Source organism: Streptomyces sp. NTD107 (assembly GCF_059510435.1).
Genome location: NZ_JCAJZV010000004.1, coordinates 277099 through 302420, shown reverse-complemented (window position 1 = coordinate 302420; position 25322 = coordinate 277099). Strand labels below are relative to the sequence as shown.

Here is a 25322-nt window from a genome sequence, read left to right as displayed (position 1 = left end):
GTCGGGCGGGTGTCGCCGCCCGGATAGGCTGGCGCGTGTGAGCAGGCCGCCTTTTGTTGAGATGCCGCCCGGCACCCGGGTCCACCGGCTGCGTACCCGGCGTGGATCGTTCGCCGCGCTGGACGCCGCGCCGGCGGGGGAGCGGGCCGGGACCGTCCTGCTGGTGCCCGGATACACCGGCAGCAAGGAGGACTTCATCGCGCTGCTCGGACCGCTGACGGCGGCCGGCTACCGCGCGGTGGCGGTGGACGGACGCGGACAGTACGAGACACCCGGCGGGCACGGCTGGGAGTCGTACAAGCTCGGCGCGCTGGCGGAGGACGTGCTGGCGCAGGCCGACGCGCTGGCCCTCGCCGACGGCGACGGCGGCGGCGACGGCGACGGCGGTGGGAAGCCGCTGCATCTGGTGGGCCACTCGCTGGGCGGGCTGATCGCCCGTGGCGCGGTGCTGCGCGCGGCGGAGGGCGGCGCGGCGCCGTTCGCGTCACTGACCCTGATCGCCTCCGGGCCGGGCAAGGTCGCCCCCTGGCAGCGCTGGAAGACCCGCTTCCTGACCGCCGGCCTGCCGGTGCTCGGCACCACCGGGGTGTGGCGGGTGACCCACCGGGCCCAGCCGGCCGCCGAGGGCGTGGCCTCCGACGCCGGCACCGCCGTCGACGGCTTCATGCGCCGCCGCTGGCTGGCCACCACCCCCGCCCAGCTGATCGCCACCGGCCGCACCCTGCGTCACGAGCCGGACCGGGTGACGGCGCTCGCCGCCACGGGGGTGCCGGTGCATGTGCTGTCCGGGGTACGGGACGGGGTGTGGCCCATCGCCCAGCTGGACACGATGGCGGCCCGGCTGAACGCCCGCCGCACCGTCATCAGGGGCGCCGAACACTCCCCCAACTCCGAACAGCCCGCCGCCACGGCCGCCGAGCTGATCGACTTCTGGCGAACGGCCGGCGTCAGCCGGTGACCGGCGCGGCGCCCGTCGCCCGGGCCACCAACCGCTCGTAGACCTCGGGGGACGTGGTGTTCTCGCCCAGCCGGATCAGCTTGCGTTCGCCGTGATAGTCGCTCGACCCCGTTGGCAGCAGCGCCAGTTCCGCCGCCAGTGACCGCAGCCGGGCACGGGTGCCGGCGTCGTGGTCCATGTGGTCCACCTCGATGCCGTCCAGGCCGGCCGCCGCCAGTTCGGCGATCGCGGCGGGCGGCACCACCGAACCCCGGTGCGCCGCCGCCGGGTGCGCGAACACCGACACCCCGCCGGCCGCCTTGATCAGCCGGATCGCGGCGAACACATCCAGCTCGTGCTTGCCCACATGGGCCCGCCCGCCGTCCGCGATCCACTCCGGCGTGAACGCGTCCGAGACCGTCTCGACCACCCCCGCCTCCACCATCGCCGCCGCGATGTGCGGGCGCCCCACCACGCCGTGCGCCAGCTCCCGTACCCGCTCCCAGCTGATGTCCACCCCCAGCTCGCGCAGCCGGGCCACCATCGCCCGCGCGCGCGGCACCCGGTCATCGCGCACCAGCTCCCGCTCCCGGGCCAGCTCCGGCTCGGCCGGGTCGTACAGATAGCCCAGCAGGTGCAGGCTGACCTCCCCGAGACGGCAGGAGAACTCGGTGCCGCGCACCAGCGTCAGCCCGGCCGGCAGCGCGGCCAGCGCCTGCGCGTGGCCCGCCACCGTGTCGTGGTCGGTCAGCGCCACCACATCGAGACCGGCCGCCGAGGCGGCCCGCATCAGCGCGGCGGGGGAGTCCGTACCGTCGGAGGCGGTGGAGTGCGTGTGCAGATCGATGACCACCCGGGCAGCCTACTCACAGCTCGCCCGCCGGCCGGGTCAGTATCCGCGGGGAGAGCGCCCCGCACGGCAGCAGATCGAACTCCGAGCCGGCGTCCCGCAGATCGGTGAGCAGCAGCTCGTCGTACATGAGCAGCCCCGACCGCTGCGGCCACACCACCGCCCACAGCCAGATCCCCATGGCCTCCCCCGCGAACACCGCCCGGTCCTCCGGGGCCTCCGGGACCTGCCACAGCGGAGTGGGCCGCCCGGCCGCCAGCATCTTGACCTGCGGCGCCGTGTCCACCTTCAGACGCGGGCCCGGATCGGGGCCCGCCACCCCCGCGTACCGGGCGCCGAGCCCGACCCCCAGCTCCTCGGCGATCAGCAGCAGATCACAGCCGCCGCCCAGCGGTCCCGGGCCCGAGCAGGCGACGACCGAGGCCCGCCCGCCGCTGCGCTCGTCCCCGGCGGCGGCCACCCCGGTGAACAGCCAGCCCACCGGCAGCGGCCACGGCATCCACACCGGCACCTTGGTACGCCCCACGACCACCGCTAGTGCTTCCACACTGGGCGGAATGATGGGCTGGAGCGGATAGACGGCGCCATGGGCCGAGCACTGCCAGGAGTCGGAGAAGAGCCCGGGGGCACGCACTTTGCTCCCGCACTTCGGGCAACTGAATTCGCCCCTCATGTCACCCAACAGTCCTCGTGTCGCCCGTATCCGTCAAGAACAGTCACCCGGACAGGGGTACGGCACTACGCTCCGGGTCCCGTACATCGGTGCCGTGGGCCAGCCACGCCTCGCGCAGCGCCTGCGGGCCACGGGCCCGCTGCCAGGCCGTCTCGGCCGGGGTCATGGGCAGCAGCGGGAAGAACCGCACCGGGTCGTACGGGGCGGGGAGCGGCAGATCGGGCACCAGTCCGCCGGGTTCGGCGACCAGCACCGCGCTGAACGGGGCGCCCGGCCACAGCGGCTCGCCGAGGTCCAGGCAGGCGGTCGGGGCCACCACCAGGCCCTCGATCTGCGGGGCGGCGGCGAGGACCGCCAGCGCGCGCAGCACCTGGTCGGTGGCCGGGTGGCCGGCGCGCAGGGTCAGCAGCAGCTCGGCGCGCGGGCCGCGGTGCGGGTCGGCCACGGTGGCGGTGGGGTCGGTCATGGGGGAGGCCGACATGCCGAGCGTCGCGTACCGCACCAGGCCGCGCTCCCGGTCGGCGAAGCGCAGCACCTCGATCCGGTCCGCGCCCAGGAAGGTCACGGCGGCGCGGGCGTCGATCTCCCCGAGGGCCGAGGTCAGCGCGGACTCGGTGAGCTGGAGCATGGGGATGACCCTACGTGCGGGCCGGGCGGCGGGTGTTCTCGGCCCGCACGACCAGGGCGAGGCCGGCCATGATCACGGCGAGTGCCAGGTACGCGGCCGGCTCGGGGCGCTGAGCCAGCCACACGGCGGCGATCAGGGCCGCGATCGGGGTCTCCAGGAGGATCGCCGTGGAGGTCACGGAGGGCCCCAGGCTGCGCACCACCCGGTTGAAGAGGGAGTGGCCGAGCAGCTGGGCGGTGACGGTCAGCAGCAGCATCTTCAGCCAGTCCGCTCCGGCGTAGCCGCCCAGGGCGACCCCGCCGATCAGGCAGACCGGCAGCAGCAGCACGGCGGTGGTCGAGTAGCACAGGAAGGTGTACGCGGTGGTGCTGGTGGTACGGCGCACCTCCGCGCCGATCAGCACGTAGACCGCCGCCGCCATGCCGCCGGCCAGTGCGAGGGCATCGCCGGCCAGCGCGCGGGCGGAGACGTTGAGATCGATGCCGGTCAGCAGCAGCGCGCCGCCGAAGGCGACGCCGACGCCGAGCCAGACGGCGGCCGGGGGGCGGTGGCCGCGCAGCCGCATCAGCAGGATGGTCCAGATGGGGGTGGTGGTGACCAGGGCGACCGAGGAGGCCACTGAGGTCAGCTCCAGGCTGGGCAGCCACAGCGCGAAGTGCGCGGCGAGCACCACTCCGGCGAGGGCGGAGAGGGTGAGGTTGCGGCGGCTGATGCCGCGCAGCTCGCGGCGGAGGGTGCCGCGCAGCAGGACGACGGGGGTGAGCGCGGCTGCGGCCAGCGCGTTGCGCCAGAAGGCGATCGCCAGGGCGGGGACGGCGATGGCGGTGATCAGCGGCCCGGACAGGCCGATGCCGAGGACGGCGACGGCCAGCAGCAGGATGTCGAGGCGGGGGGCGGCGGCGAGACCGGTGCCGGCGCCGGTGCCGTCGGCCGGGGTGGCGGTACCGGGCGCGGGGGTGGTGGTGGCGGGCGCGGTGGCGCGCGTACCGGGAGCGGGCATTACGCCAGCGTAAGCCCCGACTAGGACATTGGTGCTGACGGTCCGGGGACTGGACGGCCGGCGGTGGCCCGGGGCCTGGCCAGCAGCGAGACCAGGACGGCGGAGACGACCACCGCACCGGCCAGCGTGGCCGCCGGGGCGCCGGGGCCCAGCACCGCGTGGGCGATGCCCCAGCCCACCGGCCCGGCCACCGCACCGGTGGCCAGGGTCAGCGCGCGGTGCGGGAAGTCGGTACGCGGCCGGCGGCTCGTGGCCAGCCCCGCGACCGCAAGACCGATCATCGTCGAGAGCAGCATCAGCACGATCACATCGCGCTCCTACCACCGGTGACGAACGCCGAAACGGCGGCCCGGAAGTTCACCGGGCCGCCGTTTGCGCTGTTCAGCGTGCGTTCACCGCACCGTCACCGAGCAGGTGATCCAGGGCTCACAGCGTCCCGAAACCCACCCGGCGCACCGCCGGCTCGCCGATCTCGACGTATGCGATCCGGTCGGCCGGGACCAGGACCTTGCGCCCGTGCTCATCGGTCAGGCTCAGGAGCTTGCTGTCCCCGGAAAGCGCCTCGGCGACCGCGGTCTCCACCTCCTTGGCAGACTGCCCGCTTTCGAGAGCGATCTCGCGCGGCGTGTGCTGAACGCCGATCTTGATCTCCACGGCTTGTCCCTCCGCTGTCACTGACGTGCTGAAGTGCTGACGTGCTGACGTGCTGACGTGCGCGATGGTCCGCGCCGTATACGTACCCTGCACAGGTTATCCGGGCGCCCTCGCGCCCGGATCGCGGCGGGCAACGCCCACAGCGAACACCGGGTCAGGGCTGGGCGGGCTGCTGCATCGGGAAACCCGCGATACCGCGCCACGCCAGCGCGCCGATCAGCGACTTCGCCACCTCGCGCGGGACCGGCTGCCCGGTGCTCAGCCAGTGCCGCGCCGTGACCTGCGCCATCCCGCACAGGCTCACCGCCAGCAGCATCGACTGCTCCTCCGGCAGATCGGTGTCCTCCGCGATCACCGCGCCCACCAGCTTCGCGCAGTCGAGCGACACCTGATCCACCCGCTCCCGCACCTGCGGTTCATTGGTCAGATCCGACTCGAAGACCAGCCGGAACGCGCCGCCCTCGTGCTCGACATAGTCGAAGTACGCGTTCATGGTGGCGGCCACCCGCGCCTTGTTGTCCTGCGTGGAGGCCAGCGCCTGCCGCACCGAGCGCAGCAGCGCCTCGCAATGCTGATCGAGGAGTGCCAGATACAGATCGAGCTTGCCCGGGAAGTGCTGGTACAGCACCGGCTTGCTCACCCCGGCGCGATCGGCGATGTCATCCATCGCGGCGGCGTGGTAGCCCTGGGCGACAAACACCTCCTGGGCCGCGCCCAGCAGCTGGTTGCGACGGGCCCTGCGCGGCAGGCGGGTACCACGGGGCCGAGCCTCGGTCTGCTCGATGGCGCTCACGCCGCCTCCCGGTGAGTGGTCGATGTCGATCGGGTCCGACTCGCCATCGTACGTTCGGGGCCAACCCCCCGGCGTACCTCGGCCGGAGGATTTCACCTGGTGGACGTCCGGGCCGTCCGGGCCGTCCGGGGCGTCCGGGGCGTCCGGGGCGTCCGGGGCGTCCGGGGCGCTCAGGGCCGGTACTCCTCGTCCCCCGGGTCCACCACGCGGGACTGCTCGGCCACGTCGGCGGGGTCCGCGGTGTCCCGGTCACGGCCGGTGAGCGGGGTGTCACGGTGTCGCAGCAGCTCAAGGCGCTGTTCGGCGACATCCGCCTCCGGTGCCTCGGGCCCCTGCCCGCGCCCGTAGGCGTCGTCCTCGTCCTCCGCGTTCGCCTCTTCCGCACCGAGCTCCGCGAGGAATTCGTCGAGCCCCTCGGGCTCGCGTGGATCAGCAGCCATCACGCTCCACCTCCCGGCCGACCGGTTGGGTGCTTCCCAGCCTAGGAGCCGATCGCGGCGATCGCGAACGGGGCCAACGGATGCCCACGATGCGGACTCGTAATATTGCGCCATGCCATCTACGGAAGAGCCGGCGACGGGGACCGCTTCGGACGCCCCGCCCCAGGTGCCGCCGCCGTCCTCGTCCTCGTCCTCGCCCGCGTCGTGGCGGCCGGGCCCGGGCACCGAGGTCTCCATGGAACTGCGCGACGGAGAGACCTCGGCGTTCCTGGAACTCCCCGGCACCGGGGAGGGGGCCGGCACCGGCAGCACGCTGGCCATGCGCGCCCACCCCCCACAGCGGGCCGGCCTTGAACCCGCCTTCCTCGTCCACGGCCTGGGCGGCTCCTCCCGCAACTGGTCGGCGCTGATGGCCCGGCTGGCCGGCGACGTGGACTGCGTCGCCGTCGATCTGCCCGGGCACGGCGCCTCACCACCCCCCGCCGACGGCGACTACTCCCTGTACGCGCACACCCGCGCCGTCATCCGGGCGATCGCGGCCGGCGGGCGCGGGCCCGTACATCTGCTCGGACAGTCGCTGGGCGGCGCCGTCGCCACCCGGGTCGCCGCGCTCCGCCCCGACCTGGTGCGTACCCTCACCCTCGTCTCGCCCGCGCTGCCCGAAGTGCGGGTGCCGCGCACCGCCTTGCCCACCGCGCTGCTCGCCGCCCCCGGCATGGCGCATCTGCTGCGCCGGCTCGCCCGTGACCTGCCGCCCGCCAACCGGGCCCGGGACGTACTGGCCCTCACCTACGGCGATCCCACCCGCATCACCCCCGAGGAACTGGCAGCCGCTGCCGCCGAGTTCGAGCGGCGGCAGGCTCTGCCGTACTTCTGGGAGTCGCTCAGCCGCAGTGCGCGCGGGCTCGTCAACGCCTATACGCTGGGCGGGCAGCAGTCGCTGTGGAAGCAGGCGGAACGTGTACTGGCACCCACGCTGCTGGTGTACGGGGGCCGGGACAAACTCGTGTCGGCGCGTTCGGCGCGCCGTGCCGAGCAGACCTACCCCGACGCACGGGTCGTGCTGCTGCCGGAGGCGGGCCATGTGGCCATGATGGAGTACCCGGATGTGGTGGCGGATGCCTTCCGGGACCTGCTGGCCGACGCCGGAACCACCCCTGACGAAGACGGCCACCACTGAGGAGCCGCATGGACCGCCATGACCCCGCAGGAACCGCGTCGCCGCCCCCGGTGGGGCGGCGCGGCGAGCCGGGCGCGCCGAGGCAGGAGTACATCGACGCCTTCGGTGAGGAGCAGTACGGGCAGCCGCTGGCCGTTCCCGGGCCGCGGCGGCCGGAGCCGGGTCCGCGGTACAGCGCGCCGGAGCGGGAGCCGGTGCCCGAGCCGGAGCCGGTGGCCGAGTACCGGGAGCCGGAGCCGGAGTTCCGGCCCGGGCCCGGGCCCAGGCGGCACCGGGCCGCCCGGCGGCGCGTGACGCGGCGCGGCGGGTGGGGCCGTACGGTCACCGGTGCCGCCGCCGCTGCCGTGGCGGCCGTGATGACGGTGGTGGTCGCCGGGGAGATGCACGGCGGGGGATCGACGGCGGACGACACGGCGGGCGACCGGCGTCCGCATCTGGGGCAGCAGGATCTGCCGCCGCAGGGGGACGAGGCGACACAGGGCACGGAGGGGGAGGTGGGCCCCACCACGTCCGCCCAGCAGCCCGGCACCGGCTCCGGCTCCGGCTCCGAGCCCGAGCCGACGTACGACGAACTCATGGACACCCGCTTCCCGCTCGACCCCGCTCTGACGGGCGGCGGCGAGCTGGTGCCGGTCGGCGGCAGCGACCCGGCCGCCGACCCCGACGCGGTGACGCTGCTGCGCTACCGCGTCGATGTGGAGGCCGGCCTGGGCCTGGACGCCGAGCTGTTCGCCGAGGCGGTGCACCGTACCCTGAACGACCCGCGCAGCTGGGGCAACAACGGCGAGCGCGGCTTCGCCCGGGTCTCCTCCGGCGACTACGACTTCGTGATCACGCTCGCCTCGCCCGGCACCACCGCCGAGTGGTGCGACAAGTCGGGCCTGGACATCCGGCCGTCCAACGTCTCCTGCGATTCGGCCAGTACGGACCGGGTGATGATCAACGCCTGGCGCTGGGCGCAGGGTGCCGAGACGTACGGCGACGACATGCACGCGTACCGGCAGATGCTGATCAACCACGAGGTCGGGCACCGGATCGGCTACGGCCATGTGGGCTGTTCGGCCGAGGGGGCGCCGGCCCCGGTGATGATGCAGCAGACGAAGTTCCTGACCTGGACGAACGGCCTGACCTGTCTCCCCAATCCGTGGCCGCATCCGGACAACTGACCCGGGCGCCGCGCCTTAACGACTGAACTCCTGCGAAAGTCACGTTTCTTCACCCCTTCTGGTGGTGTGGCGGACAACCGTCCATCGTGCCTGGCTCATGCGGACATACCGTCTTTCCGCTGATGTCCAACCGAGTCCCAGGCATCCAGGGGAGGTGCGCAGGTGCGTATCGCACTGCTGACCGAGGGTGGATACCCCTTTGCACAGGGCGAGTCCGTGGTGTGGTGCGACCAACTGCTGCGCGGACTGGCCACGCACGAGTTCGAGATCTGCGCGCTCAGCCGCAGCCGGAGCCAGAGTTCCGGGCCGTGGCGCGAACTGCCGCCCAACGTGCGGCAGGTGCGCACCGCCCCGCTGTGGGGCCAGCCGCCGCGCGGCCACGGCTCCGCCGGGCGGCCCTCGCGCCGCCTCGGGCGCCGCTACGCCGAGCACTTCGCCGAGCTGACCGCCGCGCTGTGCTGGGGCGAGGCGGTTCCGGACCGGGCGCCGGGCGGCGGGCAGGCGGACCGTTTCGCCGCCGGGCTGTACGGGATGGCGGGCACCGCCGTCGAGTTCGGCGGGCTGAGCGGCTGGCTGCGCTCGGAGGAGGCGGTCCGCGTCCTGGAGGCGGCGTGCCGCGCGCCGGGCGCGCCGCGCGCGGTGCACGCCGCTCGGGTGCCGGATCTGCTGGCGGTCACCGAGCGTCTTGAGCGGGCGCTGCGCCCGCTGTCGCTGGGCTGGTACGGCTCGGGCCCGGACGGGGACGAGGGGCTTGCGGCGGTTGATCTCTGCCATGCGGTGGGCGGCGGTCCCGCGGCGCTGCCCGGGCTGCTGGCGCGGCACTTCTTCGACACCCCGCTGCTGATCACCGAGTACGGGGTGCGGTTGCGTCAGCACTATCTGAGCAGCGCGGCGAGCGCCGCGCGCGCCGCGCACGCGGTGCCACCCTCGGCGGCGGGCGCCCCCGTACGCGCCCTGCTGGCGTCGTTCCAGGCCCGACTGGCGCGCGAGGCGTACGCCAGGGCCACGCTGGTCACGCCCGGCAACACCCATGTGCGGCGCTGGCAGGAGCGCTGCGGCGCGGACCGGGACCGGCTGCGTACCGTCTACCCGGGCATGGACGCACGGCCGTTCCTGGCGGTGGGGGAGGGCGAGGAGGAGCGCGCGGCGCGGCGGCGCAAGCCGGTGGCGGCGCCGCAGCCCCCGCCGACCCTGGTGTGGGTGGGCCGGGTCGCGCCGGCCAAGGACCTGGTGGGGCTGCTGCACGCCTTCGCCGAGGTGCGGCGGGCTGAGCCGGCGGCGCGGCTGCGGATCGTCAGCGGGGCGCCGGGGGACGCGGGCTATCTGGCGCACTGCCGGACGATGGCGGCGCAACTGTTCCCGGCGGAGTCGGCCGATCCGTACGCGGCGGGGGTCAGCCCGGTGTCGTTCGAGGAGATCGGCGGCCCGGAGCTGCCGTCGCTGGCCGCCGCGTACGCCGCCGGGTCGGTGTTCGTGCTGGCCAGCTCGGTGGAGGGGTTCCCGGTCACGCTGATCGAGGCGATGTTCAGCGGGCGGGTGGCGGTGTGCACCGAGGTGGGTTCGGTGTGCGAGGTGATCGGCGGTACGGGTCTGGTGGTGCCGCCGCGCAACCCGCGTGCGCTGGCGGACGCGTGTGTCGCGCTGTTGCGTGACCCGGCGCGCAGGGCGCGGCTGGGGGCGGCGGCGCGGGCCCGTGCGCTGGAGTTGTTCACGATCGAGCGGAATGTGGCGGCGTTCGACCAGATCTATCTGGAAATGATCTCGACCGGCCCGGTGCGGCGCACCCCCGCCGCCACCGGGCCGGGCGACGACCCGGACACCCCGTTCGCCCGCCCCGCCGAGAGCTATCTCGCCGCCCCGGTGCCCGCCGCGCCGCCCGGCTGGGCCATACCCGCGCTGGGCGCGGTGACGGGCACCGGCGTCGGCATCGGCATCGGCACCGAGCAGGGCCAGGGCCAGAGCCAGAGCCAGGGCCAGGGCTCGGGTGATCCCGCATGAAGGCCCCGGCCGATCCCGTACGGGTGCTGATGCACCAGCACCGCGAGCTGTGCGAACGGGCCACCGACCCGCTGGAGATCGCCGCCGCCCTGGAGGCGTACGGCATCACCGACAGCACGGCGGCCCGCTTCCGGCACCGCGATGTGTTCTCGCTGGCAGAGGAGCTGTATGCGCGTACCCCACGGCCGGAGGAGACCACCCCGGGCCCGGCCCCCGCCCCCGTCCCCGGTCCCCTCCCCGGTGGCCGACGGCGCCGGCTGCCGGCCCTGTTGCCCCTGCTGCCCGCCGCGCTGGTCTCGGCGGGCACGGCGACAACACCAGGACCGGTGACCGCCGCGCTCACCGTGGCCGCCGTCCTCGCCGCCGGCCTCCTGCTGTACCGGCCCGGCCGCCCCCGGCTCGCCGCGCTGTGCGCCGTCCCGCTGCTCGCCCTGCTGTGGCACCGGGCCGGCCCCGGAGCGCTGCTGCCGCTGGCGGTCGCGGTCGCCCCGGCGGTGTGGTGCCGCGACTGGTTCGCGGCCCGCGCCAGGCGCCGGCTGGCGGGCGCCCGCAGCCTCAAGGAGTTCGCCGGCGGGGTCCGGCCGCTGCTCGGCGGCGCGCTGGTGCTGTTCACCGCCGGCCTGGCCGCCGTCCGGGCCGCCCTGTGGCCGCTGCTCCCCCCGGCGGCGACCACCTGGACGGTCACCGGGCAGACCACGGCGCTGGGCGTACTGCTCTTCCTGTCCGCCCTGCTGGCCGCGCACGGCTTCCACCGCGCGGCGGCGGCCGGTCCCGCGGCGGCCTGCGCCGGCCATCTGCTGCTCATCCTCACCGCCCCGCCGGGCGCGGCCGTCCTGCACGCCGCCGCCAGCGGTGTGACGGCGGCGGTCCTGCTCGTTCCGGCCGCCCGCGCCCTGGCCGGGGCCGCCGCTCACCACCGGCCGACACCGGCGCCGCCACCACCACGCAGGCACTGACGGCGCCGGCCGTACCCCGTACCCCCCGTAATCCCCCCTTTGACCCCCCTGACCCCACGCAGACGCAAGACAAGAGGAGCCGACCCCCCATGACCAAGCCCCCCATCTCCCGCGCCATCACCGGACGGGAGGAGACCCGATGAGAGTCCTCCTGCTGGGCGCGAGCGGCTACGTCGGCCGCTTCGTCGCCGAACGGCTCCTCGCCGACCCCGCCGTCCACCTCACCGCGCTGGGCCGTGGCGACGAGGCCGACGTACGGTTCGACCTCGCCACCGGCAGTCCCGGCGCCCTGACCCGGTTCCTGGACGCGGTGCACCCCAACGTCGTGATCAACTGCGCCGGCGCGATCCGGGGCACCGCCAGTGAGCTGACCCGGCAGAACACCGTGGCCACCGCCACCCTGTGCGAGGCGGTACGGCGCAGCAGCGTTCGCTCGCGGCTGGTGCACATCGGCTGCGCGGCGGAGTACGGGCCCTCCCAGCCGGGTTCCTCGATCGCCGAGGACGCGCTGGCCAGGCCGGGCGGCCCGTACGGCGTCAGCAAACTGGCCGCCACCGAACTCGTCCTGGGCTCGGGGCTCGACGCGATCGTCCTGCGGGTCTTCTCGCCCACCGGGCCCGGCACCCCGGCGGGCTCGCCGCTGGGCCGGCTCGCCGACTCGCTGCGGCGCGCGATGCAGCACGGCGACAGCGAGCTGAAGCTGACCGGGCTCGGCGTGCAGCGGGACTTCGTGGACGTACGGGACGTCGCGCGCGCCGTGCACGCCGCCACGCTGTCGGCGGCGCAGGGCGTCGTCAACATCGGCACCGGGCACGCGGTGCGGCTGCGCGAGGCGGCCACGGCGCTGGCCCGGATCTCCGGATACAGCGGGGCGCTGCACGAACTGGACGCCCCGCTGGGCCCGCCGGCGCCGCGCGGCCCCGAGTCGGCGGGCCTGGGGCCGGTGCCCGTGCCACTGCCGCAGCCCGGACCGTACCCCGACGGCTGCGGCGCCTGGCAGCAGGCGGATGTCCGTACCGCTCGCGACCGGCTGGGCTGGCGGGCGCGGATCGGGCTTGAGGAGTCACTGGCGGACATCTGGATGGAGGCCGCCTGCCGGCTGTAGCACGGGCGGCCGGGAAGCATGCCGGGACGGGCGTCTCAGAAGTCAGGACGCCCGTCTCGGAATGACCGCCCCCGTGGCACTGTTGTACGGAGAACGTCTGTCAGTCCCTATGACCATCGGAGTCCCCGTGTCGCTGCCACCCCTGGTCGAGCCGGCTGCCGAGCTCACCGTCGACGAGGTCCGCAGGTACTCCCGCCATCTGATCATCCCGGATGTGGGGATGGCGGGACAGAAACGGCTGAAGAACGCCAAGGTGCTCGCGGTGGGCGCCGGCGGCCTCGGCTCGCCCGCGCTGATGTACCTGGCGGCGGCGGGTGTCGGCACGCTCGGCATCGTCGAGTTCGACGAGGTCGACGAATCGAACCTCCAGCGGCAGATCATCCACAGCCAGGCGGACATCGGTCGCCCGAAGGCCGTCTCGGCGATGGAGACGGTGCGCGGCATCAACCCGTACGTCCAGGTCAACATCCACGACGAGCGCCTCGACTCGTCCAATGTGATGGAGCTGTTCAGCCAGTACGACCTGATCGTCGACGGCACCGACAACTTCGCCACCCGCTACCTGGTCAACGACGCGTGCGTGCTGCTCGGCAAGCCGTACGTGTGGGGCTCCATCTACCGCTTCGACGGCCAGGCGTCGGTCTTCTGGTCCGAACACGGCCCCTGCTACCGCTGCCTGTACCCCGAGCCGCCGCCGCCGGGCATGGTGCCGTCGTGCGCCGAGGGCGGCGTGCTGGGTGTGCTGTGCGCGTCGATCGGCTCGATCCAGGTGACCGAGGCGATCAAGGTCCTGACCGGGACGGGTGACCCGCTGGTCGGACGGCTGATGATCTATGACGCCCTGGAGATGACCTACCGGCAGGTCAAGGTCCGCAAGGACCCGGACTGCGCGGTGTGCGGGGACAACCCGACGGTGACCGAGCTGATCGACTACGAGGCGTTCTGCGGGGTCGTCTCGGACGAGGCGCAGGCGGCGGCGAAGGACTCCACCATCACGCCGCGGCAGCTGAAGGAGTGGATCGACGCGGACGAGAAGATCGAGATCATCGACGTCCGCGAGCAGAACGAGTGGGAGATCGTGTCCATCCCGGGCGCGAAGCTGATCCCGAAGAACGAGTTCCTGATGGGCAACGCCCTGGGGGACCTGCCGCAGGACCGGCGGATCGTCTTGCACTGCAAGACAGGTGTCCGCAGTGCGGAAGTGCTGGCGGTGCTGAAGAACGCCGGGTTCGCCGACGCCGTGCACGTGGGCGGCGGCGTGATCGGCTGGGTGAACCAGATCGAGCCGGAGAAGCCGGTCTACTGAGGCCGGTGGTGGCGGGGCCGGGTGCGCCTAGGCGGAGCACACGGCCCCGTCATCCGGGGTGGCCCCCGCCAGCAGATGCGCGTTGACGGCGGCGGTGACACAGGCATCGCCCGTGTTGTACGCGCCGTGCCCCTCGCCCTCGTAGGTGAGCAGTACCCCGACCCCCGGCCCGAGTTCGTCGCGCATCCGCTCGGCGCCGGCGTACGGGGTGGCCGGGTCGCCCGTGGTCGCCAGCAGCAGAATCGGTCGCGCGCCCTCGGCCCGTACGGCGGGCTGATCGCGCTCCCCGGTCACCGGCCAGCCCTCGCAGAGGAGCAGCCCCCAGGCGAAGTACTCGCCGAAGACGGGCGAGGCGTCGCGGAACTCGTCCATGGTGGCGAGCACATCGGTCACGGTCGGCCGCGAGGCGAAATCCGCACAGTTGACGGCCCGGTTGGCGGCATGCAGATTCCGGTACCGCCCATCACCGGCGCGCCCGTTGTACTGCTCGGCGGCGGCCAGCAGCAGATCCCCGCGCCCCTCGTCGATGGCCTGGCGCAGGGCACGGGTGAGAAACGCCCAGGAACCCTCCGAGTAGAGGGTGGAGATGACCCCGGTGAACGCGAGCGACTGAGTGAGCCGCCGGGACACGGACGTGGGGAGAGCCCGCTCCCCTAGCTGCCGGAACAGTTCCCCGATCTCATCGAGGGTGGGGCAACCCGCCTCACCCGTACAGCCGTTGAGGTAGTTGCCGAGCGCCAGCTGAAACCCCTCGGCCTGGAGCAGCCCCCGCTGCACCACATCACGGGTCGGATCGACGACCGCGTCGAAGACCGTACGGCCGACCCGCTCCGGGAAGAGGTGCGCGTACACGGCACCGAGCTTGGTGCCGTACGAGGCGCCGTAGTAGTGCAGTTGGGCATCCCCGAGCACCTGCCGCAACAGATCGAGATCGCGGGCGGCATCGACGGTGCGGACGTACGGCAGAACGGAGCCGGCGGCAGCGGCACACTCATCGGCCAGCTCCCGAACCCGGGAAGCAAGCTCCTCGCCCTGTCGCTGTGTCCGCGGAACCCCGGGATCGGCCTGCTCGGCGGCGTCAATGGCGGCCCCGTCCCGACAGACGACGGGTGAACTGGCCCCCACCCCGCGGGGATCGAAACTGACGAGGTCGAACCCCTGCCGCAACGCCTCGTAGTTCCCGGCCACCCGGGGCAGCGCGGCGACCCCGGACCCGCCGGGACCGCCGAAGTTGAACACCAGCGACCCGATCCGCTCGGCCCCCTCGACGGCGGCCGTCCGTATCAGGGCGAGCCGGATCGTCTCGCCCTCCGGCCGCTGATAATCCAGCGGCACGGTCAGCGCGGCACACTCCCACTCCGCGCCCGGGGCGTCCCCGCCCCCTTGCTCGGCGGTGGGCGCCGGACAGTCCCGCCACGTCAGCACCTGCCGGGTGAGGGAATCGGGAAGCCGATCGCCGGCGGGCTCCTGCTGGGGCGGCGGTGGCTGGTTGACCCCCGGTATCGGACCGCCGTCGTCACCGGGTTCAGCGGTACAGGCCCCCGCCAACACACAGGCCACCGCCACCAACCCGACACCCCGCCGCACAGGACCACCTCCCCGGGGAGGCTACCTGGCGAGCTTGATCGAGCCACATCACCCGCGTGGGATTCGCAACGGCCCCGGAAGCCCTGGTACTCGCCTCGGGGGCGTAGGCGAACTCCTTCGGGTGTAGCCAGCACCACCCCCCTTCCGGCACATGAGCCCAGTGCCGTCACCCTCCCCGCTCCGTAGCTTCATGAGTACGGCGCGGAGCGTGTCGTACGGGGTGCAACAGGGTGTACGGGAAGAGGGATCGCGATGTTCCGTCGTCGTCATCATCGAACGGCCGGAGGAGCAGGAGGGGCAGGAGGGGCAGGAGGAGCGGGAGGGGCCGGGAGCGCGGAGGCGTTGCGGCTGGTGAAGATCAGCAAGGTGTACGGGACCACCGCGACCGCCGTAACGGCCCTGGACGAGGTGACGTTGAGCCTGCCGGCCGGGAGCTTCACCGCGATCATGGGGCCGTCCGGTTCGGGGAAGTCGACGCTCCTCCAGTGCGCGGCCGGGCTTGACCGGCCCGACAGCGGGATCGTCGTGGTGGACGGCGAGGAGATGACGGCGGGTACGGAGGCGGAGCTGACGAAGTTCCGGCGGGAGCGGATCGGGTTCGTGTTCCAGCAGTACAACCTGCTGCCCACTCTCGACATCCTCCAGAACACCACCCTGCCGCTGAAGCTGGCCGGCCGGCGCGTGGACCCGGCCCGGGCGCGGGACGTACTGGCCCAGGTCGGTCTCGGCGACCGGCTCGGGGACTACCCCGACCAGCTCTCCGGCGGGCAGCGGCAGCGGGTGGCCATCGCCCGGGCGCTGGTCGCCGAGCCGCGGGTGATCTTCGCCGACGAGCCCACCGGCGCGCTGGACATGCGCAGCGCCCGCGAGGTGCTCGGGCTGCTGCGGGACGCCGCCCGCGTTCATGGCCGCACGGTGGTGATGGTGACGCATGACCCGGTGGCCGCCTCGTACGCCGATTCCGTGCTGTTCCTGGCGGACGGCAGGCTGGCCGGGGGGTTGTCGGCGCCCACCGTGGACGCGGTCGCCGAGCGGCTGGCGCACCTCGGCGATGTCGTCGCGGCGGGGGCGTGAGGGTGATGATGTTCGCACTGGCACTTCGTTCCGTCCGCAAGCGTCCCGGGCGCTTTGCCGGCACGCTGCTCGCGGCGGCGTTCGGGGCGGCGATCACGATGATGTTCAACTCGCTGCACGACACCGCCGGCGCGGTGGGCGTCGATGACGTGAGCGCCGAGACCCTCAGCCTCAGCGGCGGGGTGGTCGGGGGGTACGCCACGCTGCTGGTGTTCTTCGCCGTCGCCTCGACCCTCACCGTCAACATCCGGCAGCGGCAGGACGAGATCGGGCTGCTGCGCCGGGCCGGGGCGACTCCGGCGCAGATCAAGCGGATGGTGATGGGGGAGGCCCTGGTGGTGGCGGTCGCCGCCGTGCTGCTGGCGGTCGGGCCGGCGATGCTGGCGGGGCGGGCGCTGCTGGGGATGTTCCAGGACACCGGGCAGGTCGCTCAGGACGTGGGGTACGTCTTCGGGCCGATCGGTCTGTCGGCGGGGTTCGGCATCACGCTGCTGGCGTCCGTGGGGGCGGCGTTCCTGGCGGTGCGGCGGGCGACGCGGGCGGCGGCCGGGGAGCGGGCCCGGGGCAACCGGCTCCGCAACGTCGGCGGCGGGTTGGCGCTGCTCGCGGGGATGGGCGGGGTGAGTGCGACATTCGCCATGGAACCGACGGAGCCGGCGCTGATGGCGGCTCCGGCGTACGGTGCGATCGCGCTGTCGATCGGGTTCGCGACGTTCTCGCCGGTGCTGCTGCGGGTGGCGCTGGGTCGGCTCGCCCGGCCCGTGGTCGCGTTGACCGGGGCGGGCGGCTATCTGGCGGTGCACGCGATGCGGCAGCGGGCGGCCCAGCTGGCCGGTGTGCTGATGCCCCTGATCGCGTTCACCGGGATGGCGACGGCCACCCTGTACATGCAGGCGGTGGAGAGCGACGCGATCAGCGCCTCGGGGGCGACGAAATCAGTGGAGGACAAGAACCTTGAGACGCTGAATCTGATCGTGGTCGGCATCGTGGTGGTCTTCTCCTGCGTCATGCTGATCAACAGCTTGTACGCGGCGACCGCGTACCGCCGCGCGGAGTTCGGCCGGCAGCGGCTGATCGGGGCGACGCCCCGGCAGGTGCTGGGCATGATCGGTACGGAGGCGGCGGTACTGACGGTGGTCGGCGTGTTCTTCGGAACGCTGGCCGGGCTGGCGGGGCTGCTCCCGTTCACGGCGGTCCGTACGGATTCGGTGTGGCCGGGGCAGGGCCCGGGCATCTGGCTGGCCATCACGGCGGTGGCCACGGCGGCGACCCTGACCACGAGCATGACCACCACCCGCCGAGCCCTGCGCACCCCGCCGATCACGGCAGCGGCCCTGGCCGCCTGACGACACCACCGGCGCCCGCCGCCCGGGGTCATTGTTCGAGCGCTTCCAGCGCCTTGACAATGAGCCCCCGGGCGGCGGCTCCGTACACGGCGAGGTCGGACAGCCCCTGGAACGCCTTGAGATAGAGGTCGATCTCCGAACGCTCGGTGACATTCACCTCGGCTGAGAGGAGTTCCACGTTCGCCAGCGTCTCATCGAAGATGGTGAAGGTTTCCAGCGGCCACACCTCACCCTGGCGCTCGACAGCGGCAGGAAGGATTCCGAGTGAGACAGCAGGCAGGGACATTGTGGCCAGGAGATGGCCGAGCTGACCGGCCATGACCTCGGGGCTGCCGATGCGGTAGTGGAGAACCGTCTCTTCGATGAGGAGCGCGAAACGATGGTTGCCTTGACGGATGACTTCGGAACGGCGTACGCGAGCCGCAGCCGCTTCGGCGACATCGTCAGGGGTTCCGTGAAAGCGCGAGATGCTGCCCAGTAGCGCGGTTGCGTAGCCGGGTGTCTGGAGAAAGCCGGGTACCACGTTGGAGCAGTAGACACGAAAGGTGCGGGTGCGCTGGTATAGCGGTACAGAAGACTCTTGGAGGCGTCTCAAGCCGGTGCGCTGGAGTCGGCGCCATTGCACATACAGAGAGTCCGCGCGGCGGTTTGCCTCGATCATGTCATCGGCCTGCCCCGGGACCCGGCATGCCTCGCACCAGGCACGGATGTCGGAGTCGGAGGGTGCGGTTTTGGCGTTCTCGATCCGGGAGGACTTCGATTCGCTCCAACCACACCGCTGGGCGAGTGCCCGGCCGCTGATCCCGGCATCCAGGCGCAGCTCACGCAGCCGCGAGGCGAGAGCCTCGCGGGCGCGCTGTGCACTGGATGTCGGGGGGAGCGGCATGTGGATCAGCGTATGGCGTATGCCTCGTGAGGGATCGCGTGCTGCCACACCTGCTCGAAGCCGGTGGCGCAGTGGGCGATCAAGGCCGGGTCGTGGGTCACTTCATCCTCCATGATGTCTCCGTCGCCGGAGAAGTGGTGGATGCGGGCGGTGTGGTCGTCGAAGACCCAGAAATCGTTGCCCGGCAAGCTGAGGCCACTGGCCTGACGCCGAGGGAGCCACCGCACGTCCTCCCCGGCTACGACGTTGGCGTGGGTCACATAGTGTTCCCAGCGGATGTACTCGGTGACCGGCTCGGAGATGACCCGGGCACGCCTCACTGTGACGCCCCGGTCCACCGCGTCCGCGATGGTCTGGTGGAAACCCCGCCACCAGGATGGGCGATCGTCCCAGTCAGTGCGATGCCCTCGGCGCCACTCATCGAACAGATGGTTGGTGAAGTAGGTGTCGCGCATCTCCAGATGGATCGCCGATCGCTTGCAGCCGGCCATCAGTTCATCGAACGACGGCACGCTCGATGGCATCGCAGGCCTCCCTCAGCGTCGGCACCATGCGGGCCGGGATACGGATGATGGTCTCGTTGTCCGGAGTCGGCAGTGCGGCGGGGCTGCTGGCCTCGCAGGCTGCCTGGACACCGTTGCTGACGGTGTACCCCTGGATCAGCAGTTCTTGGCTGTCCGTGTCGGTCCAAACGGTGGGCGAGTGCCCGTCGTGTGAGTCGGGGTCGATGCCGATGAACTCCACCTTCATTGTCGCCTCCATGGGTGTGGAGAACTTGCCTTGACTTGCACTACGTTCCTGCCTGCGGTTTTTGCTGTCAAGAGCGCCTATGGCTCTCATATTCGCCTGCAATCTGATGCAAGTCGAGAGACGGCCCAACCCGCCCGCTCCTAGCCTGATCTCGATCCGACCTCTCGAAGGAATCCCCCGTGAAGAAGCTGATCGCCCGCCTGTGGCGGGTCATCCGTGGTCCGCTCCAGTGGCGGGTGCTCTGGCTGTGGCACGCCAAGTTCATGGTGGGCGTCACCGGCGTCGTGCGGGATGACACCGGCCGGGTGTTGTTGCTGAAGCACCGGATGTGGCCCGAGGGGCGGCAGTGGGGGCTTCCGACCGGCTACGCGAACAAGTCGGAGACCTTCGAGGAGACCATCGTCCGCGAGGTGTGTGAGGAGACCGGGCTGACTGTCCGCGTCCATCAGCTCGTGCATCTCAGGAGCGGCTACAAGCTGCGGGTGGAAGTGGCCTACGAGGCCGAGCTCATCGGCGGCACGATCAAGACCGACTCGTTTGAAATCCTGGAGGCGACATGGTTCTCGCCGACCGAACTCCCGGAGGGGATTCAGGAGTCACACCGGCTGCTGATCCTGTCCGAACGCGTCTGATCCCATGGGCGACTTCCTGCCTCGCCCCCAATGAACATCTCGCCGGCACCCCGGAAGAGCGCGCCGTACTCGCCGCCCGGCTCGCCGCACACCGGTCCTGCGCCGGCCTGGACCGGGCGCACCCCGATCTCACCTTCTCGCTGCTGCCGTGGGTACTCGATGACATGGGCGGTGATCAGGGCGTCGGCTGGAAGATCTTCCGTACCGGAGTGGCGCGGCTCAGCGCCCGCTACCGAGAGCTGGGACTGAACGACCTGCTGCCGATCGACCGGGTGTGGGTGGGCGTACAGTCCACGCTGCCGGGCGCGTTCGGCGGCTTCCACTACCCCGACCGAGGCTATCGGCATCGGCAGATGGGCGCGGTCATCACCCGGTACGGGGATCTCACCTCGGCCGCCCTGCCGTCACCGGAACTGGTGGTGCTGGATCTGTTGCGCTCGTACGTCCATGACTGCCTCCACTACGGCACCTATCGCGAGTACCACCTGTGGGACGGCCAGATCGTACGGTCGACGTATGGGATCAACCGCCGTGACCGGCAAGGGCGCACGTACTCCGCGCCCGATCCGCCGGGTGCGGTCGCCACCCGGAATCTCGGCGTTGTCATGGAGGGTGCCACCGATCACGAGGCCAGGGCTGTCGCCTACTGGGCTGCTGAGCGGTGTGGTGTCGGTGAGCCGGCGGCTGATCGTCCCGTGGACCGGGTTGCCTGGGGTGACATCACCGGGGCCGGTCGTCGCCGAATGGCGGAGGGAAGCGGCGTCGGCCGCTACTCCGACGCGGTCGCGGCGTACGAGCGGGAGGTGGGTGCCCCGTATCGGGAGTTTCTGCGGGAGATCGGGGGAGTCGACGAGGCCGATGTCCTCCATGGCCTCATCCTGCGGGGGATGGTCCGCGGACAGCAGTCCGTCGTGGGGGAGTGGTTGGACGCTCGGCGGGGGAGTGGGGCGGTTGGGGCGCTTTTTCTGGCTGCCGGCCATCGGTCCGTTCAGGAGCAGGTCTTGCCGTCCGGCGGGACGTCGCCGTTCAGGAGGTAGGCGTTGACGGTGTCCTGTACGCAGGTGTTGCCGCTGTTGTAGGCGCCGTGGCCTTCGCCCTGGAAGGTGAGTTCTACCGCCTTGTCCGTCCCGAGGGCGTCCTTCATGTTCTTGGTGCCCGCGTACGGGGTGGCCGGGTCGCCGGTGGTGCCGATCAGCAGGATCTTGGCGTCCGTTGTGGTGGAGACGTCCGGGTGGGACTGGGAGCCGGTGACCGGCCATTCGGTGCAGCTCAGCAGGGACCAGGCCATGCCGGGGCCGAAGACCGGGGAGGCGGCGGTGAATTCGGGGAGGGCGTTGTGGACGTCGGCCACCTCGTAGCGCCGGTCGGTGTCCGCGCAGTTGATCGCCACCAGGGAGGACTGGAGGGTGGAGTAACTGCCGTTCCGGTTGCGGCCGTTCATCGAGTCGCCGAGGGTCAGCAGGATGGTGCCGTCCGGGTTGTCGGGGGACAGCGCCTCGTCCAGGCCCTGGGTGAGGAACGGCCAGAAGTCCTGTGAGTACAGCGACTGGGCGATGCCGCCCCAGGCCAGGGATTCGGTCAGCGGGCGCCCGTCGGGGTCCTGGGTGGGGAGGGGCTTGGACTTGAGGCTGGTCAGGAGGTCCTGGAGTTTCTGTTCGCCTTCTTCCGGGGTGCTGCCCAGGGGGCAGTTGTCGGTTTGGGCGCAGTTTTCCAGGTACGTGGTCAGGGCTTGCTGGAAGCCCTGCGCCTGGGCCAGGGCGCCCTGCTTCGGATCCGCCGTCGGGTCCACCACCGCGTCCAGGGCGGCCCGGCCCACCCGCTGCGGGAAGAGGTGCGCGTACACGCCGCCCAGCTGCGTACCGTACGAGATCCCGAAGTAGTGCAGTTTGTCGTCGCCCAGCACCTGGCGCATCAGGTCCATGTCGCGGGCGGTGTTCACCGTCGTGAGGTGGGGGAGGAGCGGGCCGGCCGCGGCCTCGCAGGCGTTGTCGAAGGTACGCAGCCGGTTGACGTAGTCCGCTTCCTCGGCCTCGGTGGTGGGCACGAGGTCGGCGGCGAAGTACTCGTCGAGGTGTTTGGCGTCCATGCACACCAGGCCGTCGCTGTCGCCGACGCCGCGCGGGTCGAAGCTCACCAGGTCGTAGCGCCCCGCGAGTTCGCCGTAGTCGCTGCCGAACGCCGGCAGGGTGACCACGCCGGAGCCGCCCGGGCCGCCGAAGTTGAAGAGGAGGGAGCCGATGCGGTCGCCGTCCCCGGCGGTGGTGCGGGCGCGGATCAGTGCCAGGTCGAGGGTGTCGCCCTCCGGCTCGGCGTAGTTGACCGGTGCTTTCATCGTGGCGCACTCCCACTTCGCGCCGTCCGGCAGCGGGGAGGGCGAGGAACTGCTGTCGCCCTGGGTGGAGTCGGGGGCCTTGCACTCCGACCAGTCCAGCTTCTGGGCGGTGAGGGAGTCGGGGAGCTGATCGGTCCCGACCGGGCCGCCGGCCGAGGGGGAGGTGGTGTCGGCCATAGGTTCCGGGCCGCCGCCGCCCGTCGCGCAGCCTGCCGCCGGCAGCACCGCCAGGGTGGTGAGGACGGCTGCCAGGCGGGCACGTTTCATCGGACGGCTCCCATCGGTAGGGGGACGCTCATCTTCCGGCCGGCGCCGCCTCACCCGCATGTGGTGGGGCGCATGTGGGTGACCCGCCGCCTCAGTGGCTTCCGCCCGCGCCCCCGCCCGCGCCCGCGCCCCCGCCCCCGCCCACCGGCAGCCAGCGCCCGCGCAGCGTGAACAGGATCGTCGCCGCCACCGCCAGCAGCAACAGGGACAGGGCCGTCGCCCCGGCCGGGTCGTTCTGGAGCAGCAGATAGACCTGGAGGGGCAGCGTCTGGGTGGTGCCCGGCAGATTGCCGGCGAAGGTGATGGTGGCCCCGAATTCGCCCAGCGCCCGTGCCCACGCCAGCGCCGCCCCCGCCACCAGCGCGGGCCGTGCCATGGGGAGCGTGACCAGCCACAGGGTACGGAGCTGGCCGGCGCCCATGGTGGCCGCGGCCTCCTCGTACAGCGGGTCGATGCCGGCCAGCGCGCCCTCCAGGCTGATGATCAGAAAGGGCATCGCGACGAACGCCGCCGCCACCACCGCGCCCGCCGTGGAGAAGGGGAGGGTGATGCCCAGGGATTCCAGCGGGCCGCCGAGCAGGCCGCGCCGGCCGAAGCCCTGGAGCAGCGCCACCCCCGCCACCGTGGGCGGCAGCACCATCGGCAGCAGGACGAGGGAACGGATCAGCGACTTGCCGGGCAGGGGCACCCGGGCCAGCAGCCAGGCCAGCGGGACGCCCAGCAGCAGCGAGATCACCAGCGCCCACGCCGACACCAGCAGCGACAGCCGCAGCGCCTGCGTGACGGCGGGGTCGGTGAGGCGGGAGGCCAGCTCCGACCAGGGCGCCCTGGTGACGATCCCGAGCAGGGGGACGAGCAGGAAGCCCACCGCCCCCAGCGCGGGTACCAGCAGGGTCAGGGGTACGGTGCGGCGCCTGCTGCTCATGGAGTGACGAAGCCGGCCGCCGTCAGGAGTTCCTGGGCGGAGTCGGTGCTGAGCCAGGCCACGAAGGCGGCGGCCTCGTTGGGGTGCTTGGTGGCGTTGAGGACGGTGGCGGGGTATTCGGCGATCACGTTCTGGTCGGCCGGGATGGGGAGGGTGAGCACGTCGTCGCCGGCCGAGGCGGCGTCGGTGGCGTACACGAGACCCGCGTCGGCCTCCCCGAGGCGTACCTTGCTGAGCACCGCCCGTACGTTCGGTTCCAGGGAGACGGGGGTGACGTCCACGCCCGCGCGGTCCAGGATCTCCTCGCCGTAGCGGCCGACCGGGACCTCGGGGGCGGCCAGCACCAGGCGCAGACCGTTCTGGGCGAGGTCGGTGAGGTCGTGGATGCCGGCCGGGTTGCCGGGCGGGGTGACGATGACGAGTTCGTTGCGGGCGATGACGGCGGGTTCGCCGTGGTCGCCGGTCTCGTCCGCGACCGATTCCATGGTGGTGGTGTCGGCGGTGACCAGGGCGTCGGCGGGGGCGCCCTGCTGGATCTGGGCGGCGAGTTCCTGGGAGCCGGCGAAGGAGAACTGTACGGTGACGCCCTCGTGTTCGTCCTCGTAGCGGCGGCCGGCCTCGGTGAAGACATCGGTGAGGGAGGCGGCGGCCAGGACCGTCAGTTCGGTGGAGGTGGCGCCGCCCGCGTTCCCGCTGTCGCTGTTGCTGTCGCCGTCGCTCGCGCAGCCGGCCAGCAGGATGGCGGCGAGGGCCGCGCCCGTGAGCAGTCGGAGCTTCTTCATGGGTCATTCCCCCCGGTCTATGTGGACGTTGGTGGCCTTGATCCGGGCGGTGGCTTCCATGCCGACGGCCAGGCCGAGTTCCTCGACGGCTTCCCGGGTGACCAGGGAGACGAGGCGGTGCGGGCCGGCCTGGATCTCCACCTGGGCGGCGACATCGCCGAGCTTGACGGCGGTGATGATCCCGGGGAAGGCGTTACGGGTGCTGGTGTACGGCTCGTCGGCACCGTCGTCGCCCTCGGCGGCGAGGGTCACCGCGAACGCCGCCAGGTCCGTTCCCTCGATCTGCCGCTTGCCCGCCTCGTCGCGGCGGGTCGGCAGCCGGCCGGCGTCCGCCCAGCGGCGGACCGTGTCGGGGCTGACCCCGAGCAGCCGGGCGGCCCGGCCGATCGTATAAGAACGCATGTGCGGCACATTAGGCTGAATGGGCTGGCAGCTGCAAGGGTGAAGGGGTCAAGTGGCTCGCAGCTGCGGGGTGATGGTTGCGAGGGTGCTCTTGTCCGGTGGCGGCCCCGGCCTTATGTTACCGGCGGGTAGTTTCCTGCTCCGGCCTCACTGCCCCACCGCCCCGGCAACCCACCGCCCCACCCGAGGAGATCCCGTGTCCACCATCGACATCACCGCCATGTCCGGACTCGACCTGATGCGCTGGGTCCAGCGCGAACGCCCGGCCGACATCCCGAACATCGGCCAACTCCTCGGCATGCGCTTCGACGAGGTCGAGCACGGCCGCGTCGTCGTCTCCCTCGACACCCGCCCCGAGTTCGCCAACCCCCTCGGCACCCTGCACGGCGGCATCGCCGCCACCCTGCTCGACAGCGCCATGGCCTGCGCCGTCCACACCACACTGCCGGCCGGCGTCGCCTACACGACCCTCGAACTCAAGGTCAACTACATCCGGGCCGGCCGCACCGACGGCCACCCCCTCACCGCCGAGGGCACCGTCCTGCACGCCGGCCGCCGCGTCGCCACCGCCGAGGGCAAGGTCCTGGACGAACACGGCAAGCTGATCGCCCACGCCACCACGACCTGCATGGTGCTGCGCCCCGGCGACTGAC

Annotated in this window: 28 protein-coding genes; 12 read left to right on the top strand and 16 right to left on the bottom strand. The window is 72.3% G+C overall.

The features are described from left to right. The first annotated feature begins 37 nt into the window (after positions 1 to 37). Positions 38 to 958 carry an alpha/beta fold hydrolase gene (locus tag AC5WRL_RS11365; RefSeq protein ID WP_496088288.1) on the top strand — a complete coding sequence of 307 codons (921 nt, stop codon included), beginning with the start codon at positions 38 to 40 and terminating at the stop codon, positions 956 to 958. Here the strand turns inward: AC5WRL_RS11365 and AC5WRL_RS11360 are convergent. The 8 genes from AC5WRL_RS11360 to AC5WRL_RS11325 all read right to left on the bottom strand — a co-directional run bounded on the left by AC5WRL_RS11360 (position 948) and on the right by AC5WRL_RS11325 (position 5975). Beyond that, the gene (locus AC5WRL_RS11360; RefSeq protein ID WP_496088287.1) at positions 948 to 1790 is read right to left on the bottom strand and encodes a PHP domain-containing protein; all 843 of its coding nucleotides are present in this window, start codon (positions 1788 to 1790) and stop codon (positions 948 to 950) included. The genes AC5WRL_RS11365 and AC5WRL_RS11360 overlap by 11 nt on opposite strands. 13 nt (positions 1791 to 1803) lie before the next feature. Then, on the bottom strand, positions 1804 to 2460 hold the full coding sequence (locus AC5WRL_RS11355; protein WP_496088286.1) for a DUF6758 family protein: 657 nt from the start codon (positions 2458 to 2460) through the stop codon (positions 1804 to 1806). 43 nt (positions 2461 to 2503) lie between these two features. After that, on the bottom strand, positions 2504 to 3088 hold the full coding sequence (locus AC5WRL_RS11350; protein ID WP_496088285.1) for a suppressor of fused domain protein: 585 nt from the start codon (positions 3086 to 3088) through the stop codon (positions 2504 to 2506). Between the two features lie 10 nt (positions 3089 to 3098). Beyond that, positions 3099 to 4088: a DMT family transporter gene (locus tag AC5WRL_RS11345; protein WP_496088284.1), complete on the bottom strand. Its 990-nt coding sequence runs from the start codon at positions 4086 to 4088 to the stop codon at positions 3099 to 3101. Positions 4089 to 4108: 20 nt separating this feature from the next. Then, positions 4109 to 4396, bottom strand: a complete 288-nt coding sequence (locus tag AC5WRL_RS11340; protein ID WP_496088283.1) for a hypothetical protein — start codon at positions 4394 to 4396, stop codon at positions 4109 to 4111. Positions 4397 to 4514: 118 nt separating this feature from the next. Next, entirely contained in the window at positions 4515 to 4742 is a 228-nt protein-coding gene (locus AC5WRL_RS11335) for a DUF3107 domain-containing protein (RefSeq protein ID WP_496088282.1), read from the bottom strand. A gap of 154 nt (positions 4743 to 4896) precedes the next feature. Continuing rightward, entirely contained in the window at positions 4897 to 5535 is a 639-nt protein-coding gene (locus tag AC5WRL_RS11330) for a TetR/AcrR family transcriptional regulator (protein ID WP_496088281.1), read from the bottom strand. 170 nt (positions 5536 to 5705) lie between these two features. Beyond that, the gene (locus AC5WRL_RS11325) at positions 5706 to 5975 is read right to left on the bottom strand and encodes an Rv3202a family protein (RefSeq protein WP_496088280.1); all 270 of its coding nucleotides are present in this window, start codon (positions 5973 to 5975) and stop codon (positions 5706 to 5708) included. Positions 5976 to 6087: 112 nt separating this feature from the next. On the opposite strand from AC5WRL_RS11325, the gene AC5WRL_RS11320 reads away from it, so the two are divergent. From AC5WRL_RS11320 to moeZ, 6 genes are all read left to right on the top strand, one after another. Further along, a complete protein-coding gene (locus tag AC5WRL_RS11320; RefSeq protein ID WP_496088279.1) occupies positions 6088 to 7155 on the top strand; it encodes an alpha/beta fold hydrolase in 1068 nt (355 codons plus the stop codon). A gap of 8 nt (positions 7156 to 7163) precedes the next feature. Further along, positions 7164 to 8321, top strand: a complete 1158-nt coding sequence (locus tag AC5WRL_RS11315; RefSeq protein ID WP_496088278.1) for a DUF3152 domain-containing protein — start codon at positions 7164 to 7166, stop codon at positions 8319 to 8321. Between the two features lie 162 nt (positions 8322 to 8483). Next, positions 8484 to 10319: a DUF3492 domain-containing protein gene (locus AC5WRL_RS11310; RefSeq protein WP_496088277.1), complete on the top strand. Its 1836-nt coding sequence runs from the start codon at positions 8484 to 8486 to the stop codon at positions 10317 to 10319. Beyond that, positions 10316 to 11275: a hypothetical protein gene (locus AC5WRL_RS11305; RefSeq protein WP_496088276.1), complete on the top strand. Its 960-nt coding sequence runs from the start codon at positions 10316 to 10318 to the stop codon at positions 11273 to 11275. Before AC5WRL_RS11310 ends, AC5WRL_RS11305 begins: the two co-directional genes overlap by 4 nt. A gap of 139 nt (positions 11276 to 11414) precedes the next feature. Then, positions 11415 to 12380: an NAD-dependent epimerase/dehydratase family protein gene (locus tag AC5WRL_RS11300; protein ID WP_496088275.1), complete on the top strand. Its 966-nt coding sequence runs from the start codon at positions 11415 to 11417 to the stop codon at positions 12378 to 12380. A gap of 127 nt (positions 12381 to 12507) precedes the next feature. Beyond that, complete coding sequence (gene moeZ, locus AC5WRL_RS11295) at positions 12508 to 13686, top strand: adenylyltransferase/sulfurtransferase MoeZ (protein ID WP_496088274.1); 1179 nt, start codon at positions 12508 to 12510, stop codon at positions 13684 to 13686. Positions 13687 to 13713: 27 nt separating this feature from the next. On the opposite strand, the gene AC5WRL_RS11290 is transcribed toward moeZ, so the two are convergent. Then, positions 13714 to 15111 carry an alpha/beta hydrolase gene (locus tag AC5WRL_RS11290; RefSeq protein WP_496088273.1) on the bottom strand — a complete coding sequence of 466 codons (1398 nt, stop codon included), beginning with the start codon at positions 15109 to 15111 and terminating at the stop codon, positions 13714 to 13716. A 414-nt stretch (positions 15112 to 15525) separates the two neighbouring features. Between AC5WRL_RS11290 and AC5WRL_RS11285 the strand changes: the two genes are divergently transcribed. Then, entirely contained in the window at positions 15526 to 16347 is an 822-nt protein-coding gene (locus AC5WRL_RS11285) for an ABC transporter ATP-binding protein (RefSeq protein WP_496088272.1), read from the top strand. Positions 16348 to 16355: 8 nt separating this feature from the next. Further along, positions 16356 to 17693 carry an FtsX-like permease family protein gene (locus tag AC5WRL_RS11280; protein WP_496088455.1) on the top strand — a complete coding sequence of 446 codons (1338 nt, stop codon included), beginning with the start codon at positions 16356 to 16358 and terminating at the stop codon, positions 17691 to 17693. Between the two features lie 28 nt (positions 17694 to 17721). Here the strand turns inward: AC5WRL_RS11280 and AC5WRL_RS11275 are convergent, their stop codons facing one another. The 3 genes from AC5WRL_RS11275 to AC5WRL_RS11265 are packed head-to-tail and all read right to left on the bottom strand — an operon-like array spanning position 17722 to position 19329. After that, the gene (locus AC5WRL_RS11275; protein WP_496088271.1) at positions 17722 to 18579 is read right to left on the bottom strand and encodes a helix-turn-helix domain-containing protein; all 858 of its coding nucleotides are present in this window, start codon (positions 18577 to 18579) and stop codon (positions 17722 to 17724) included. A gap of 5 nt (positions 18580 to 18584) precedes the next feature. Next, on the bottom strand, positions 18585 to 19103 hold the full coding sequence (locus AC5WRL_RS11270; protein WP_496088270.1) for a DUF6879 family protein: 519 nt from the start codon (positions 19101 to 19103) through the stop codon (positions 18585 to 18587). Continuing rightward, complete coding sequence (locus tag AC5WRL_RS11265) at positions 19075 to 19329, bottom strand: hypothetical protein (protein ID WP_496088269.1); 255 nt, start codon at positions 19327 to 19329, stop codon at positions 19075 to 19077. Before AC5WRL_RS11265 ends, AC5WRL_RS11270 begins: the two co-directional genes overlap by 29 nt. 179 nt (positions 19330 to 19508) lie before the next feature. Between AC5WRL_RS11265 and AC5WRL_RS11260 the strand changes: the two genes are divergently transcribed. Together AC5WRL_RS11260 and AC5WRL_RS11255 are read left to right on the top strand one after the other, a co-directional pair. Continuing rightward, positions 19509 to 19961, top strand: a complete 453-nt coding sequence (locus AC5WRL_RS11260; RefSeq protein ID WP_496088268.1) for an NUDIX domain-containing protein — start codon at positions 19509 to 19511, stop codon at positions 19959 to 19961. 209 nt (positions 19962 to 20170) lie between these two features. Then, positions 20171 to 20998 carry a hypothetical protein gene (locus tag AC5WRL_RS11255; protein ID WP_496088267.1) on the top strand — a complete coding sequence of 276 codons (828 nt, stop codon included), beginning with the start codon at positions 20171 to 20173 and terminating at the stop codon, positions 20996 to 20998. On the opposite strand, the gene AC5WRL_RS11250 is transcribed toward AC5WRL_RS11255, so the two are convergent. The 4 genes from AC5WRL_RS11250 to AC5WRL_RS11235 all read right to left on the bottom strand — a co-directional run bounded on the left by AC5WRL_RS11250 (position 20950) and on the right by AC5WRL_RS11235 (position 24669). Continuing rightward, a complete protein-coding gene (locus tag AC5WRL_RS11250) occupies positions 20950 to 22560 on the bottom strand; it encodes an alpha/beta hydrolase (RefSeq protein WP_496088266.1) in 1611 nt (536 codons plus the stop codon). The two genes, AC5WRL_RS11255 and AC5WRL_RS11250, sit on opposite strands and share 49 nt — an antisense overlap. Positions 22561 to 22651: 91 nt before the next feature. Then, on the bottom strand, positions 22652 to 23485 hold the full coding sequence (locus AC5WRL_RS11245; RefSeq protein WP_496088265.1) for an ABC transporter permease: 834 nt from the start codon (positions 23483 to 23485) through the stop codon (positions 22652 to 22654). After that, positions 23482 to 24267, bottom strand: coding sequence for a molybdate ABC transporter substrate-binding protein (modA, locus tag AC5WRL_RS11240; protein ID WP_496088264.1), 786 nt, complete (start codon positions 24265 to 24267; stop codon positions 23482 to 23484). The genes AC5WRL_RS11245 and modA overlap by 4 nt, the downstream gene beginning before the upstream one ends. Positions 24268 to 24270: 3 nt before the next feature. Next, positions 24271 to 24669 (bottom strand): TOBE domain-containing protein, encoded by a 399-nt coding sequence (locus tag AC5WRL_RS11235; RefSeq protein ID WP_496088263.1) that lies wholly within the window; start codon positions 24667 to 24669, stop codon positions 24271 to 24273. Between the two features lie 220 nt (positions 24670 to 24889). On the opposite strand from AC5WRL_RS11235, the gene AC5WRL_RS11230 reads away from it, so the two are divergent. Further along, a complete protein-coding gene (locus AC5WRL_RS11230) occupies positions 24890 to 25321 on the top strand; it encodes a PaaI family thioesterase (protein ID WP_496088454.1) in 432 nt (143 codons plus the stop codon). The last annotated feature ends 1 nt before the right edge of the window (position 25322 follow it).